This is a genomic window from Pseudomonas sp. TWP3-2 (assembly GCF_049897765.1).
Taxonomy (GTDB): domain Bacteria; phylum Pseudomonadota; class Gammaproteobacteria; order Pseudomonadales; family Pseudomonadaceae; genus Aquipseudomonas.
Genome location: NZ_JAFCWW010000009.1, coordinates 164,527 through 179,243 on the forward strand (window position 1 = coordinate 164,527; position 14,717 = coordinate 179,243).

Sequence of the window (14,717 nt, forward strand, 5' to 3'; positions counted from 1 at the left end):
GAGTGTTTATGGCAGTCAAAGTCCTGGTGGTGGACGATTCGGGTTTTTTCCGCCGCCGCGTCTCGGAAATTCTTTCAGCGGATCCGAGCATCCAGGTTGTCGGCACGGCAACCAACGGTAAAGAGGCGATCGATCAGGCCCTGGCCCTCAAGCCGGACGTGATCACCATGGACTACGAGATGCCGATGATGGATGGCATCACGGCAGTGCGGCACATCATGCAGCGCTGCCCGACCCCGGTGTTGATGTTCTCCTCGCTGACCCACGAAGGCGCCCGGGTAACTCTGGATGCGCTGGACGCTGGCGCGGTGGATTTCCTGCCGAAGAATTTCGAAGACATCTCGCGCAATCCCGAGAAGGTCAAACAGATGCTGTGCGAAAAGGTGCACAGCATCTCGCGCAGTAACCGTCGTTTCAGTGCCTACAGCACACCAGCGCCTGCCGCTGCACCGGCGCCGACACCAGCGCCTGCACCGGCAGCGTCGAGCTATGGCAGCCACAGCGCTCCGGCGCGTCCGGCACCGGCTCCTGCGCCGACGCGCACTCCGGCAGCCAGCGCCTCGTCGCCGGCACCGAAACGCAAATCCTACAAGCTCGTAGCCATCGGCACGTCGACCGGTGGTCCGGTTGCGCTGCAACGGGTGCTGACCCAGTTGCCGGGCAACTTTCCAGCGCCCATCGTGCTGATCCAGCACATGCCGGCAGCCTTCACCAAGGCTTTCGCCGAGCGTCTGGACAAGCTGTGCCGCATCACCGTCAAGGAAGCCGAGGATGGCGACATCCTGCGTCCGGGTCTGGCGCTGCTGGCACCGGGTGGCAAGCAGATGATGATCGATGGCCGGGGCGCGGTGAAAATCCTGCCGGGCGACGAGCGTCTGAACTACAAGCCCTGCGTCGACATCACTTTTGGTTCGGCGGCGAAATCCTACGGCGACAAAGTTCTGGCGGTGGTACTCACCGGCATGGGCGCCGATGGCCGTGAAGGTGCGCGCCTGCTCAAGCAGGGCGGCAGTTCGATCTGGGCACAGGACGAGGCAAGCTGCGTGATCTACGGCATGCCGATGGCCATCGTCAAAGCTGACCTCGCGGATGCGATCTACAGCCTCGACGATATCGGCAAGCACCTGGTCGAGGCGTGCGTCTGATGGATGTTCTAAGCCTGATCGGGATCATCATGGCGTTCGTCGCCATCATCGGCGGCAACTACCTTGAAGGCGGTCACCTCGGCGCGCTGGCCAACGGTCCGGCCGCGTTGATCGTGATCGGCGGCACCGTTGGTGCCGCGCTGCTGCAATCGCCGATGAGCGCGTTCAAACGCGCGATGCAGATTCTGGCGTGGATCTTCTTTCCACCGCGGGTCGACCTGGCCGGCGGCGTTGATCGCGTGGTCAACTGGAGCCTCACGGCACGCAAGGAAGGCCTGCTGGGTCTGGAAGGCGTGGCCGATGCCGAACCGGACAACTACTCGCGCAAAGGCCTGCAATTGCTGGTCGACGGCGCCGAGCCGGAAGCCATTCGCAGCATCCTCGAAGTGGATTTCTACACCCAGGAAGCGCGCGACATCGAAGCCGCCAAAGTCTTTGAAAGCATGGGCGGCTACGCGCCGACCATCGGCATTATCGGTGCGGTGATGGGCCTGATCCACGTGATGGGCAACCTTGCCGATCCGACCCAGTTGGGCAGCGGCATCGCCGTGGCGTTCGTCGCGACCATTTATGGCGTGGCCAGTGCCAACCTGATCCTGTTGCCGGTGGCGGCCAAATTGAAGTCAATCGCGTTGCGGCAGTCGCGTTATCGCGAAATGTTGTTGGAAGGCATTTTGTCGATCGCCGAAGGTGAAAACCCTCGCTCCATCGAGTTGAAGCTTCAGGGCTTCATGGATTAAGGGACTAACCTCATGGCACGTCGTCGCCACCAGGAAGAACACGTAAACCACGAGCGCTGGCTCGTGTCGTACGCTGACTTCATCACTTTGTTGTTTGCGTTCTTCGTGGTCATGTACTCGATTTCGTCGATCAACGAAGGCAAGTACAAAGAGATTTCCGAAGCGCTGGTCGGGGTGTTCAAGGACTCCGATCGCGCGCTCAAACCGATCCCGATTGGCGACGAGCGACCGAAAACCGTGACCCCGGCCAAGCCGCTGGTCAAGGACGCCGAACAGATCGATGCCGGTATCGCCGGTGCCAGCGATCCGCTGAAAAGCATCGCCGACGACATCAGCGCTGCATTTGGCGATCTGATCAGCTCGAACCAGATGACCGTGCGCGGCAACGAGCTGTGGGTCGAGATCGAACTCAATTCGAGCCTGTTGTTCGGCAGCGGCGATGCCATGCCGAGCGACATCGCGTTCAACATCATCGACAAGGTTGCGGCGATCCTCAAACCGTTCGACAACCCGATCCACGTCGAAGGCTTTACCGACGATCAACCCATCCGTACCTCGCAGTACCCGACCAACTGGGAACTGTCTTCGGCGCGTTCGGCGAGCATCGTGCGCATGCTGGCGATGCAGGGCGTAAACCCTGGCCGGCTGGCCTCGGTCGGCTACGGCGAGTTTCAGCCAGTGGCCAATAACGCTACCGCCGAAGGCCGGGCGAAAAACCGGCGCGTGGTGTTGGTGGTATCGCGCAACCTCGATGTGCGCCGCAGCCTGACGGGCACCGGAACCGCCAACGCGAAACCGGACGCCGCATTGAAGCGTGCTGGCACACAAACTGCACCGACCCCGGTCAAGACGCCGGGACGCGAGAGTGCCGTCAATTCTCCGTCGCCCGCATTAATACGCTGAGCTATGTCTCGGTCGAGCATATCGGCCGGGAGGAACGATCCGAATGAGAGTCTGGGCAGTCGCCAATCAAAAGGGTGGTGTTGGTAAAACCACATCTTCCATCGCTTTAGCCGGTTTGCTGGCGGAGGCGGGCAAGCGCGTGGTCGTGGTCGATCTCGACCCGCACGGCTCGATGACCAGCTACTTCGGTTACGACCCCGACAGTCTGGAACACAGCAACTACGACCTGTTCCTGCACAAGGGCAGCGTGCCGCAAGGTCTGCCCGGTCAGTTGCTGCTGTCGACCAGCGACGCACGCATTTCCCTGCTGCCGTCCAGCACCGCGCTGGCCACCCTCGAGCGCCAGTCGCCGGGGCAGAGTGGCCTGGGTTTGGTGATCGCCAAGAGTCTGGCGCAGTTGTGGCAGGACTTCGATTACGCCGTGATCGACAGCCCGCCGTTGCTCGGCGTGTTGATGGTCAACGCCCTGGCCGCGAGCCAGCAATTGGTGATCCCGGTGCAGACCGAGCACTTGGCCGTGAAAGGTCTGGAGCGCATGGTCAACACCTTGGCGATGATCAACCGCTCGCGCAAACAGGCGCTGCCGTTCAGCATCGTGCCGACCCTGTTCGACCGCCGCACACAAGCTTCGATGCATACCCTGCGCGTGCTGCGCGACAAGTTTCCCGAGGATATCTGGCAGGGTTACATCCCGGTCGATACCCGTCTGCGCGACGCCAGCCGGGCCGGTGTCACGCCTTCGCAATTCGACGGCAAGAGCCGTGGCGTGCTGGCCTATCGCGCGCTGCTCAAGCATCTGCTCGCGCAACAACTTGTTCCGCAGGTGGCTTGAGTATGAATCGGCCGGTGAAGTTGACGTCGAAGCCGCAAATGGCTTTGCAGTCGTATCTGGACAGTTTGTTGGAGGAAATTCCCGACGAATTGCCGGTGGAGATTGCGGCGCAGCCTGAGGTGGTTGAAAGCGCTGAAGCGCTGGATGAATTCCAGGCTGCAGTGCTGGAAGAGCAGGCCCGTGATGCCGAGAAAGCGGCCAGGCCTGTGGCGCCGGTTGCTGCGCCTGCTGCGGTGGCCAAGGCGCCGGTGGTGTTGCTGGAAACGGCAGAGCCGCCGCGCTTGGCCTCGACACTCGCACCGCTGTTGCAAACTCAATTGATGCAGGCTGTACCTGAGCCGGTCGAACCGACGCCGGAACCGGTAGCACCCGAACCAGCGCCGGTCGTTCAGGCACTGGTTCCGCCACTGGTCGAAGTGCATCTGCCGCCCAGCAATCCACCGCCGCCGGTAGACACCGACGGCCGTCCGGCCTGGGCATCCGAAGCTTTCGAATGCCTGCTGTTCGATGTGGCCGGGTTGACCCTGGCAGTGCCGCTGGTATGCCTCGGCTCGATCTATTCACTGGCCGGTCACGAGCTGACGCCGCTGTTCGGTCAGCCGGAATGGTTCCTCGGGATTCTGCCGAGCCAGGCCGGCAACCTGAAAGTGCTGGATACCGCGCGCTGGGTCATGCCGGATCGTTATCGCGATGACTTCCGTCAGGGCTTGCAGTACGTGATTTCGGTACAAGGCTACGAGTGGGGGCTGGCGGTGCATCAGGTCAGTCGCTCGTTGCGTCTGGACCCGAATGAAATCAAATGGAGAAGTCATCGAGGTCAGCGGCCATGGCTCGCCGGCACGGTGATTGAACACATGTGCGCCTTGCTGGATGTCGCAGCCCTGGCCGAGTTGATCGCCAGCGGTGGGGCAAAGCACATGTCCGGCAGTAAGCCGAACCACAAACCGACATAACACTTACATAACAGACTACGCCGGCACTCAATGCCGGCACACGAGACATACACCGCCAGGCGCGGTATTTCGAGGGGCTAGGGTATGAACGACAAGGCGACGGCGGCAAAGGGTTCTGAAGATCCGATCCTGCAATGGGTAACCTTCAAGCTGGACAACGAAACCTACGGCATCAACGTGATGCGCGTTCAGGAAGTCCTGCGCTACACCGAAATCGCTCCGGTTCCGGGTGCGCCAAGCTACGTGCTGGGCATCATCAACCTGCGCGGTAACGTGGTCACCGTGATCGACACCCGTCAGCGCTTCGGCCTGAACAGCGGCGAAATCAGCGACAACACCCGTATCGTCATCATCGAAGCCGACAAGCAAGTGGTCGGGATCATGGTCGACAGCGTGGCTGAAGTGGTTTACCTGCGTCAGTCGGAAATCGAAACCGCGCCAAACGTCGGTAACGAAGAATCCGCCAAGTTCATTCAAGGCGTGTGCAACAAGAACAACGAACTGCTGATCCTTGTCGAACTGGACAAGATGATGAGCGAAGAAGAATGGTCGGATCTGGAGAACATCTGATTGATTCTTGAGGTTGCGGTCATTGTCCTGTTCCTCTTCTGGGCAGGCACGCTGGCGATGTTTGTGGCGTACATCAAGGCGCAGCGAGTGATCACTGCGCAACAGGCCGAGGGCGATGCGCTGCGTGATCAGCGCATCAAGGATCTGGCCAAGCGTGTCGACGACTACCAGAACGGCACCGTGCGCATGGGCGACGCCCTGCACGAATTGCGCGCGGTAGTCGGGCCGATACCGGACAAACTTGCTCAACTGGAACAGCGCGACCCGTCCAGCCTGTCATTCGCTCAAGCGGCGAAACTGGTGGGAATGGGCGCGAGTGTCGATGAACTGACTCAGTCCTGCGGGTTGACCCAGGCTGAGGCGGAATTGATGCGCAAGTTGCACAAGAACTGATTTTGGCGATCTGTTTCAGATCGCTATCACGGGCAAGCTCGCTCCCACAGGATTAGCGGCGTTCACACATTGTGTGTCCGCCACCTATCCCTGTGGGAGCGGGCTTGCCCGCGATGGCGTCTTCGAAATCTCAATAATCCTCGCCACGTTCGGTGATGTCTTTCTCGACCATCGGCGCATCCGGGTCTTGTCCCTCCGGGAATTTGCCCTTCAGGTTCCAGGCGAACGCGATGATCTCGGCGATCGTGCGGTACAGCTCTTCCGGGATGCTGTCGCCCAATTCCATGCGCGCCAACAAGCGCACCAGCTCGGCGTTCTCGTAGATCGGCACTTCGTAGTCGCGGGCGATGCGCAGGATTTCTTCGGCGAGTTCTTCGTCACCCTTGGCAGTGAGCGTCGGCGCGTGGTTGCCATCGTATTTGAGGGCGATGGCCTGGCGTGGAGCGCTGGAATCGTTCATGCGGTTTCATCCACCCAGCGTTGTTCGAGACGGGTCTGGTTGCCTTGCGGCGGGCTGCCGAGGTGGCAGTCGAGGTCGCCGACGTTCAGCCCGCAATCCAACAGGCGTTGGCGCAGTGCGGCCAGATTGCTTTCGATCAGGCTCGCGGTGTACGGGCGCTCGGCCCACAGTTGACTGGACAAGCTGCCGCTGCTCAACTGCGCCTGAATCTGCATCGGACCCAGCGGTTCCATGTCGAACGCCAGATCGACGCGCCACAGTTGTTTTTTAGGTTCGCGATCATCGCGGCGCTGTTCGTTTTGTTCCTCTTTCTCTGGCGCTTCTTCGCGCTGAAACTTGACCTGCAACGGCACGATGTCTTGCAAGTTGCGCATCGGAATTTCCAGCTGCCAGGTACTTAGCAGGCGACCGTCATCGGTGACACCGGTCTGTTCCAGGCTCGACAACTGATGGCTTTGCAGGCGCGACACGGCCGCAGCGGCGAGGCGCAGCAAGTGTTCCAGATCACCTTCGCCGTCCTGGCTTTGCAGCAGCCGGTCGGGCAGCGGGAAACTGCTTGGCACAGGTTTGGCGCTGACCTGGCCGAGCATGCCGAGCGCGTTGCGCACGAAACTCGGCATGGCCTGCGCCAGGGTGTTGGCTGCGAGGATCGCATTCAGATTGGTGTTGCCGGGCAGACCGGGGGTGAGTTGCGCGATCAGCTTGAGCAGATCGGCTTTCATGTCCGGGGCCAGCGTCGGGTTCTGCCCGGTGAGCAGCTTGGCTTCGAGAAACATGCCGCTATTGGCCAGCGCCATCGCCAGACCTTTCGGCGTACTGAGTTGCTGCACATCGGGCAGGCCGGCGAGCAATTTATCGACCGCCGCGCGCAAATCCTGGGTGGTTGGGCTGTCAGCCGGCAGGCTTTGCAGGAGTTTCAGCAAACCATCGAGCGAGCCTTGGCGGCTCTGTTGGCTGACCAGTTGCTGGCTGACTGCCAACTGTTCCTGACGATTGCTCAGCGGCAGAAATTTCAGGGTTTGCGTGTCCTGCACCAGCGCTGACAGCAAAGTGCCGATACGCAGCGGTTGCGGACTGTCGATGCTCAACGTGCTGCCGCTCAACGCGGTGTTGAGCAAACTGACCATCGAGCGAAACACCGTTGGTTGCCCGGGCGTCTGTGGCAATGCCTGAGAGGTCAGCACCTTGCCTTGCAGCAGGGTGCCGACCGGCAATTGCGCGGTGTCGATGCGCGTGAGGGTGGCGACGCTGCTGGCAATCGCCTGCTGCACGGTGATCGCCAGATTACCCGCCGATGGCTGGGTGATCGCCAGACTGGTGCCCTGCGGCAACGGTTGGGTGCTGGTGGCTTGCACGGTGGTCTGGCGGCCGCTGTCGAGCGTCACTTTGAGCAGCAACTGAAAGGTCTGATCGGCCTGCTTCAGCGACAACACCTCGGCCTTGGCGCTTTGCCCGGCGCCGATCAAACCTTCGACCGGGGTCAGCAGCTTGAGCAACTCACCGACCTGCGGGCGAACGGTCGCCGGGGCGGTGGGCGGGAGCGGGAGGATGTTCATTTCGCCTGTCATACGCGGACACAACCTGAGGAAAATGCACTCTGGAGAGAGGGTGGCGACATGTATAATGCCGCCCGTCGTTCCGAGAGTGGCGAAAACATTGCAATTGTTTGACCCAGCTCTCTAGATCGAGCCGTCGATGCATCTATGCTGCAACTCTTTAACGGCCGCGCCAGAGCCGACTTGAACCGTATAAGGCCCGTGAACCCTTGACCAGTCCTGTCCTGCAAACTGTTGCCCTCGCTTGTGAGCGTGATCTGCGGCTGCTTTTCGAAAATCTCGAATTGCGCCTGGTCAGTGGCGACATGCTGCAGATCAGCGGTCCCAATGGCAGCGGCAAAACCAGTTTGTTACGTCTTCTGTCCGGTCTGATGCAGCCGACCGAGGGGCAAGTGCTGCTCAACGGCAAACCGCTGGCCGAGCAACGCAGCGAACTGGCGCGCAACCTGCTGTGGATCGGCCATGCCGCCGGCATCAAAGAACTTTTGACTCCGGAAGAAAACCTTTCGTGGCTGTGCGCGCTGCATCAACCCGCCGCACGCGAGGCGATCTGGCAAGCACTGGCCGCTGTAGGATTGCGCGGATTCGAAGATGTTCCCTGCCACAGCCTGTCCGCTGGTCAGCAACGCCGCGTGGCGCTGGCGCGCTTGTATCTGGACAGCCCGCCGCTGTGGATCCTCGACGAACCCTTCACCGCCCTCGACAAGCAAGGCGTGGCGCAGCTCGAAGCGCACTTGGCCGAGCACTGTGAACGTGGCGGCATGGTGGTGTTGACCACCCACCACACGCTGAGTCGGATGCCGGCCGGTTACCGCGACATCGATCTGGGGAATTGGACAGCATGAGTGTCTTTGGTCTGCTGATCGCCCGTGAATCCCGCCTGCTGTTTCGCCGCCCGGCGGAGCTGGCCAATCCGCTGATTTTCTTCGCCATCGTCATCGCTTTGTTCCCGCTGGCCGTCGGCCCGGAGACACAAGTGTTGCAAAACCTGTCCCCGGGGTTAGTCTGGGTGGCCGCGTTGTTGTCGGTCCTGCTCTCGCTGGACGGGCTGTTCCGCAGTGATTTCGAAGACGGGTCCCTCGAACAGTGGGTCCTTTCGCCGCACCCCCTGGCACTTCTGGTGTTGGCCAAGGTGCTGGCACACTGGCTGTTCTCCGGTCTGGCGCTGGTTTTACTCTCGCCGTTGCTGGCGTTGATGCTTGGCTTGCCGGCCGCGTGTCTGCCGGTGTTGCTGCTCTCGTTGCTGCTGGGTACACCGGTGCTGAGCTTGCTCGGCGCGGTGGGCGCGGCGCTGACGGTCGGTCTGAAACGCGGTGGCCTGCTGTTGGCGCTGCTGATTCTGCCGTTGTACATCCCGGTGTTGATTCTTGGCAGTGGCGCCTTGCAGGCAGCCCTCCAAGGCATGCCGGCGACCGGGTATCTGCTGTGGCTTGGTAGCCTGACCGCCCTGGCGATCACCCTGACACCCTTTGCAATAGCTGCTGGCCTGAAGATCAGCGTCGGCGAATAATGAGGTCTGGTCAAAATTTGACCAGTAAAGACCCTAAGCCCGCTCACAACGATGAGCGGCACCCGTGATGGAAACAGTATGAACTGGACCTGGTTTCACAAGCTCGGCTCGCCCAAATGGTTTTACGGCATCAGCAGCAAGCTGTTGCCGTGGTTGAGCATCGCTGCGTTGCTGCTGATCGCTGTCGGCGTCGTCTGGGGCCTGGCGTTCGCGCCGCCGGATTATCAGCAAGGCAACAGCTTTCGCATCATCTATATCCACGTGCCTGCCGCGATGCTCGCGCAGTCGATCTACGTGATGCTCGCGGTGTGCGGCGTGGTGGGTCTGGTGTGGAAAATGAAACTGGCCGACGTCGCCCTGCAATGCGCGGCGCCTATCGGTGCGTGGATGACCGCCGTGGCGCTGGTCACCGGGGCGATCTGGGGCAAACCGACCTGGGGTTCGTGGTGGGTCTGGGATGCGCGTCTGACCTCGATGCTGATTCTGCTGTTTCTGTACTTCGGCTTGATCGCGCTGGGCAATGCCATCAGTAATCGCGACAGTGCGGCGAAGGCCTGCGCGGTGCTGGCGATTGTCGGCGTGATCAACATTCCAATCATCAAATACTCGGTGGAGTGGTGGAACACACTGCACCAGGGCGCGACGTTCACCCTTACCGAAAAACCGGCGATGCCTGCCGAGATGTGGCTGCCGCTGTTGCTGACCGTGCTGGGCTTCTACTGTTTCTTCGGCGCGGTGTTGTTGCTGCGCATGCGCCTGGAAGTGCTCAAGCGTGAAGCCCGCGCCAGTTGGGTGAAAGCCGAAGTGCAGCACAGTCTGGAGGCCGCTCGATGAGTTTCGCGTCGTTCGGCGACTTCCTCGCCATGGGCCATCATGGCCTGTATGTCTGGTCGGCCTACGGCATCTGCCTCGCGGTGCTGGCCCTCAACGTGGTGGTGCCGATTGCGGCCCGCAAGCGCTATTTGCAACAAGAGGCGCGTCGTCTGCGCCGGGAGAACGGCAAGTGAATCCGCTGCGTAAAAAGCGTCTTATCATCATTCTGGCAATTCTGGTCGGGGTCGGCGCTGCCGTCGGCCTGGCCCTGAGTGCCTTGCAGCAGAACATCAATCTGTTTTACACGCCGACCCAGATCGCCAACGGCGAAGCCCCGCAGGACACGCGGATTCGCGCTGGCGGCATGGTCGAGAAGGGTTCGCTGCAACGCTCAAAGGATTCACTCGATGTGCGCTTCGTGGTCACCGACTTCAGCAAATCCGTAACCATCACCTATCGCGGCATCCTCCCGGATCTGTTCCGTGAAGGCCAAGGCATCGTCGCCCTCGGCAAGATCAACGCCGACGGCGTGGTGGTTGCCGACGAAGTGCTGGCCAAGCACGATGAAAAGTACATGCCGCCGGAAGTGACCAAGGCGTTGAAAGACAGCGGTCAATCCGCACCGACCCCAGCGAAGGAGGGTTGATCGATGACTTCCGCACTGTTTATTCCTGAACTCGGTCATCTGGCGATGATTCTGGCGCTGTGTTTTGCGCTGGTGCAGGCCGTGGTGCCGTTGCTCGGTGCTTGGCGTGGCGACCGTTTGTGGATGAGCCTGGCGCAACCGGCCGCGTGGGGGCAATTTGCGTTTTTGCTGTTCGCCTTCGGCGCATTGACCTACGCGTTCATGAGCGATGATTTCTCCGTCGCCTATGTGGCCAATAACTCCAATACCGCTTTGCCGTGGTATTACAAATTCAGCGCGGTGTGGGGTGCGCACGAAGGATCGCTGCTGCTGTGGGCAATGATTCTCGGCGGCTGGACGTTCGCGGTGTCGGTGTTCTCGCGGCAGTTGCCACAAGTCATGCTCGCCCGCGTGCTGGCGGTGATGGGCATGATCAGCACCGGTTTCCTGCTGTTCCTGATTCTCACGTCCAACCCGTTCAAACGCATCCTGCCGCAAATGCCCAGCAATGGCGCTGACCTCAATCCATTGCTGCAAGACATCGGCCTGATCGTTCATCCGCCCATGTTGTACATGGGTTACGTCGGGTTTTCGGTAGCGTTCGCCTTTGCTATCGCCGCGTTGATGGGCGGTCGTCTCGACGCGGCGTGGGCACGCTGGTCGCGTCCATGGACGATTGTCGCCTGGGCGTTCCTTGGCATCGGCATTACCCTCGGATCGTGGTGGGCCTACTACGAACTCGGCTGGGGCGGCTGGTGGTTCTGGGACCCGGTGGAAAACGCTTCGTTCATGCCTTGGCTGGTCGGCACGGCGCTGATTCACTCGCTGGCCGTCACTGAAAAACGCGGCGTGTTCAAGAGCTGGACGGTTTTGCTGGCGATTGCAGCGTTCTCGTTGAGCCTGCTTGGCACCTTCCTCGTGCGTTCCGGCGTGCTGACTTCGGTGCATGCGTTTGCCTCCGATCCGGAGCGCGGCGTGTTTATCCTGATCTTCCTGCTGTTTGTCGTTGGCGGTTCGCTGACCTTGTTTGCGTTGCGTGCGCCAGTGGTCAAGAGTCAGGTCGGCTTCAACCTGTGGTCGCGCGAAACCTTGCTGCTGGGCAATAACCTGGTGCTGGTGGTGGCGGCGTCGATGATTCTGCTCGGCACCCTGTATCCGCTGATTCTCGATGCGATCAGCGGCGCCAAGCTGTCGGTCGGCCCGCCGTACTTCAACGCACTGTTCATTCCGTTGATGGCGCTGTTGATGATGGTCATGGCGGTCGGCGTGATCGTGCGCTGGAAAGACACTCCAGTGAAATGGCTGCTGGGCATGCTGACCCCGGTGCTGCTCGGCAGCGCGGCGCTGGCCGTGGTCGCCGGGATCGCGTACGGCGATTTCAACTGGGCGGTGCTCGCGACCTTCATGCTCGCCGCGTGGGTGTTGCTCGCTGGTGTGCGTGACCTGATCGACAAGACCCGCCACAAAGGTTTGATCAAAGGCTTGCCGACGCTGACCCGCAGTTACTGGGGCATGCAGATCGCTCACCTCGGTATCGCGGTGTGCGCGCTGGGCGTGGTGTTGTCGAGCCAGAACAGTGCCGAGCGCGACCTGCGTCTGGCGCCGGGCGAGTCGATGGCGCTGGGCGGTTATCAGTTCGTGTTCGAAGGCGCCAAGCACTTTGAAGGACCTAACTTTACCTCAGACAAAGGCACCATTCGGGTGATCCGCAATGGCCAGGAAATCAGCGTGCTGCACCCGGAAAAACGTCTGTACACCGTACAGAATTCGGTAATGACCGAAGCCGGAATCGATGCCGGATTCACCCGCGATCTTTACGTCGCCTTGGGTGAACCGCTCGGTGATGGCGCATGGGCGGTGCGCGTGCACGTCAAACCGTTCGTGCGCTGGATCTGGTTCGGCGGTTTGCTCACAGGTGTAGGTGGTCTGCTGGCGGCGCTGGATCGGCGTTATCGAGTCAAGGTCAAAGCCCGTGTGCGCGAAGCGCTGGGTATGGAAGGAGCCGCTGCATGAGACGTTGGTTGATGCTGGTGCCGCTGGCGATTTTTCTGCTGGTGGCGGTGTTTCTGTATCGCGGGCTGTACCTCGATCCGGCGGAGCTGCCGTCGGCGATGATCAACAAGCCATTCCCGGAGTTTTCCCTGCCGTCAGTGCAGGGCGACAAGACCCTGACCAAAGCCGATATTCTCGGCAAACCGGCACTGGTCAACGTTTGGGGTACGTGGTGCATTTCCTGCCGGGTCGAGCATCCGGTGCTCAACAAACTCGCCGAGCGCGGCGTGGTGATCTATGGCATCAACTACAAGGACGTCAATGCTGATGCCTTGAAGTGGCTGGCCGAGTTCCACAATCCGTATCAACTGGACATCCGCGATGACGAAGGCTCGTTGGGCCTGAATCTTGGTGTGTACGGCGCGCCGGAAACCTTCTTCATCGACGCCAAGGGCATCATTCGCGACAAATTCGTGGGCGTGATCGACGAGCAGGTCTGGCGTGAAAAACTCGCGGCCAAGTATCAGGCGCTGGTCGATGAGGCCAAGCCATGAAGCGCTTTTTAGCCGCTGTCGTGTTGGGTTTGAGTCTGGCCGGGGTGGCCCACGCCGCCATCGACACTTACGAGTTCGCCAAAGAAGGTGATCGCGAGCGTTTTCGCGAATTGACCAAGGAACTGCGCTGCCCGAAATGCCAGAACCAGGACATCGCCGACTCCAACGCACCGATTGCCGCCGACCTGCGTAAAGAGATTTTCCGCATGCTCGGTGAGGGCAAGGACAATCAGCAGATCATCGACTTCATGGTTGATCGCTACGGGGATTTCGTGCGCTACAAGCCGGCACTGAATGCCAAGACTGCGCTGTTGTGGTTTGGCCCGGCCGGTCTGCTGCTCGGTGGGTTTGCGGTGATTGTCGTGATCGTCCGCCGTCGCCGCCGCGAGCAACGCAGCAACACCGCGCAATCGCTGTCCACCGAAGAACGTCAGCGCCTCGACCAACTGTTGGATAAAAACCAAGAATGATTGATTTCTGGCTTGCCGCAGGGCTGTTGCTTCTGGTCGCCCTGAGTTTTCTGCTGATCCCCGTGTTGCGCGGCCGTCGTGCCCAGCGCGAGGAAGATCGCACCGCCCTTAACGTTGCGCTGTATCAGGAACGCGTGGCCGAGTTGCAATCGCAACAGTCCGAAGGCGTGCTCGATGCCGCGCAAATGGACAGCGGTCGTGCTGAGGCCGCGCGTGAATTGCTCGCCGACACCGAAGGCGTTGCGCCGGCGCGGGTTGCCAAACTGGGGAAACCTCTACCGTTGCTGGCGGCGGTGCTGGTGCCGGTATTGGGCCTCGCGTTGTACCTGCATTTCGGTGCCAGCGACAAGGTCGAACTGACCCGTGAATTCGCCCAGGCGCCGCAGTCGATGGAGCAAATGACCGAACGCCTTGAGCGTGCCGTGGCGGCGCAACCGGATTCGGCCGAAGGCCTGTATTTCCTCGGTCGCACCTACATGGCTCAGGATCGCCCGGCGGACGCGGCGAAGATGTTCGAACGCACCGTCACTCTCGCCGGTCGCCAGCCGGAACTGCTCGGGCAGTGGGCGCAGGCGCAGTATTTTGCCGACAACAAGAAGTGGTCGGACAAGGTGCAGGCGCTGACCGACGAAGCGCTGAAAGCCGATCCGAAGGAAGTCACCAGCCTCGGTCTACTGGGCATCGCCGCGTTCGAAGGCGAGCGTTATCAGGAAGCCATCGATTACTGGAACCGTCTGCTGGCGCAACTGCCGCCAGAAGACAAATCCCGCGAAGCGCTGCAAGGCGGCATCGCCCGCGCTGCCGAGAAACTGCAAGCCAGCGGCGGCAAGGTTGCCGTTGCGCCTGTAGCGAAAACAGCATTGCTGCGCGTCAGCGTCGATCTGGCCAAAGAACTGAAAGACAAAGTGCAACCGGGCGACAGCGTGTTCATCTTCGCCCGCGCCACTTCCGGCCCACCGGCACCGCTGGCGGCCAAGCGCCTGACCGTCGCCGACCTGCCGGTGACCGTCGAACTGGGCGATGCCGACGCGATGATGCCGCAGTTGAAACTGTCGAACTTCCCTGAAGTCCAACTGGTTGCACGCATCTCCCGCGCCGGTCAACCGACCGCCGGGGAGTGGGTAGGGCGCAGCGGGCCTCTGGCCAGCAGCACCACCGCGCCGCAGACACTGACCATCGACAGCCCGGACAAATAATCGTC

General features: G+C 61.1%; 18 protein-coding genes. 16 read left to right on the forward strand and 2 right to left on the reverse strand.

What is annotated here, in order from left to right; genetic code table 11:
- Positions 1–8: 8 nt before the first annotated feature.
- The 7 genes from ACP7EE_RS15835 (at position 9) to ACP7EE_RS15865 (ending at position 5,536) form a co-directional block, all read left to right on the forward strand.
- Positions 9–1,145, forward strand: a complete 1,137-nt coding sequence (locus ACP7EE_RS15835; protein WP_426235138.1) for a protein-glutamate methylesterase/protein-glutamine glutaminase — start codon at positions 9–11, stop codon at positions 1,143–1,145.
- The gene (locus tag ACP7EE_RS15840) at positions 1,145–1,885 is read left to right on the forward strand and encodes a flagellar motor protein (RefSeq protein ID WP_420647992.1); all 741 of its coding nucleotides are present in this window, start codon (positions 1,145–1,147) and stop codon (positions 1,883–1,885) included. The genes ACP7EE_RS15835 and ACP7EE_RS15840 overlap by 1 nt, the downstream gene beginning before the upstream one ends.
- Positions 1,886–1,897: 12 nt before the next feature.
- The gene (gene motD, locus ACP7EE_RS15845) at positions 1,898–2,788 is read left to right on the forward strand and encodes a flagellar motor protein MotD (RefSeq protein ID WP_420647993.1); all 891 of its coding nucleotides are present in this window, start codon (positions 1,898–1,900) and stop codon (positions 2,786–2,788) included.
- 43 nt (positions 2,789–2,831) lie between these two features.
- On the forward strand, positions 2,832–3,620 hold the full coding sequence (locus ACP7EE_RS15850; RefSeq protein ID WP_420647994.1) for a ParA family protein: 789 nt from the start codon (positions 2,832–2,834) through the stop codon (positions 3,618–3,620).
- Between the two features lie 2 nt (positions 3,621–3,622).
- On the forward strand, positions 3,623–4,573 hold the full coding sequence (locus tag ACP7EE_RS15855; protein WP_426235141.1) for a CheW domain-containing protein: 951 nt from the start codon (positions 3,623–3,625) through the stop codon (positions 4,571–4,573).
- 84 nt (positions 4,574–4,657) lie between these two features.
- The gene (locus ACP7EE_RS15860) at positions 4,658–5,143 is read left to right on the forward strand and encodes a chemotaxis protein CheW (protein WP_108226832.1); all 486 of its coding nucleotides are present in this window, start codon (positions 4,658–4,660) and stop codon (positions 5,141–5,143) included.
- Positions 5,144–5,536: a DUF2802 domain-containing protein gene (locus ACP7EE_RS15865; RefSeq protein WP_420647996.1), complete on the forward strand. Its 393-nt coding sequence runs from the start codon at positions 5,144–5,146 to the stop codon at positions 5,534–5,536.
- A 130-nt stretch (positions 5,537–5,666) separates the two neighbouring features.
- Here ACP7EE_RS15865 and ACP7EE_RS15870 read toward each other — a convergent pair whose 3' ends face one another.
- The gene (locus ACP7EE_RS15870) at positions 5,667–5,996 is read right to left on the reverse strand and encodes an EscU/YscU/HrcU family type III secretion system export apparatus switch protein (protein WP_426235143.1); all 330 of its coding nucleotides are present in this window, start codon (positions 5,994–5,996) and stop codon (positions 5,667–5,669) included.
- Complete coding sequence (locus tag ACP7EE_RS15875) at positions 5,993–7,564, reverse strand: flagellar hook-length control protein FliK (RefSeq protein WP_426235145.1); 1,572 nt, start codon at positions 7,562–7,564, stop codon at positions 5,993–5,995. The genes ACP7EE_RS15870 and ACP7EE_RS15875 overlap by 4 nt, the downstream gene beginning before the upstream one ends.
- 197 nt (positions 7,565–7,761) lie before the next feature.
- On the opposite strand from ACP7EE_RS15875, the gene ccmA reads away from it, so the two are divergent.
- From ccmA to ccmI, 9 genes are all read left to right on the forward strand, one after another.
- A complete protein-coding gene (ccmA, locus tag ACP7EE_RS15880; RefSeq protein WP_426235147.1) occupies positions 7,762–8,397 on the forward strand; it encodes a cytochrome c biogenesis heme-transporting ATPase CcmA in 636 nt (211 codons plus the stop codon).
- Positions 8,394–9,062 carry a heme exporter protein CcmB gene (gene ccmB, locus ACP7EE_RS15885; protein ID WP_420648000.1) on the forward strand — a complete coding sequence of 223 codons (669 nt, stop codon included), beginning with the start codon at positions 8,394–8,396 and terminating at the stop codon, positions 9,060–9,062. Before ccmA ends, ccmB begins: the two co-directional genes overlap by 4 nt.
- Before the next feature lie 78 nt (positions 9,063–9,140).
- Positions 9,141–9,896: a heme ABC transporter permease gene (locus tag ACP7EE_RS15890; RefSeq protein WP_420648001.1), complete on the forward strand. Its 756-nt coding sequence runs from the start codon at positions 9,141–9,143 to the stop codon at positions 9,894–9,896.
- A complete protein-coding gene (ccmD, locus tag ACP7EE_RS15895; protein ID WP_420648002.1) occupies positions 9,893–10,069 on the forward strand; it encodes a heme exporter protein CcmD in 177 nt (58 codons plus the stop codon). The genes ACP7EE_RS15890 and ccmD overlap by 4 nt, the downstream gene beginning before the upstream one ends.
- Positions 10,066–10,521: a cytochrome c maturation protein CcmE gene (gene ccmE / locus ACP7EE_RS15900; protein WP_420648003.1), complete on the forward strand. Its 456-nt coding sequence runs from the start codon at positions 10,066–10,068 to the stop codon at positions 10,519–10,521. The genes ccmD and ccmE overlap by 4 nt, the downstream gene beginning before the upstream one ends.
- Before the next feature lie 3 nt (positions 10,522–10,524).
- Positions 10,525–12,513, forward strand: coding sequence for a heme lyase CcmF/NrfE family subunit (locus ACP7EE_RS15905; RefSeq protein ID WP_426235150.1), 1,989 nt, complete (start codon positions 10,525–10,527; stop codon positions 12,511–12,513).
- Positions 12,510–13,046, forward strand: a complete 537-nt coding sequence (locus ACP7EE_RS15910; RefSeq protein ID WP_426204978.1) for a DsbE family thiol:disulfide interchange protein — start codon at positions 12,510–12,512, stop codon at positions 13,044–13,046. Before ACP7EE_RS15905 ends, ACP7EE_RS15910 begins: the two co-directional genes overlap by 4 nt.
- Positions 13,043–13,516 carry a cytochrome c-type biogenesis protein gene (locus ACP7EE_RS15915; RefSeq protein ID WP_426235152.1) on the forward strand — a complete coding sequence of 158 codons (474 nt, stop codon included), beginning with the start codon at positions 13,043–13,045 and terminating at the stop codon, positions 13,514–13,516. Before ACP7EE_RS15910 ends, ACP7EE_RS15915 begins: the two co-directional genes overlap by 4 nt.
- On the forward strand, positions 13,513–14,712 hold the full coding sequence (ccmI, locus tag ACP7EE_RS15920) for a c-type cytochrome biogenesis protein CcmI (RefSeq protein ID WP_426235154.1): 1,200 nt from the start codon (positions 13,513–13,515) through the stop codon (positions 14,710–14,712). Before ACP7EE_RS15915 ends, ccmI begins: the two co-directional genes overlap by 4 nt.
- The last annotated feature ends 5 nt before the right edge of the window (positions 14,713–14,717 follow it).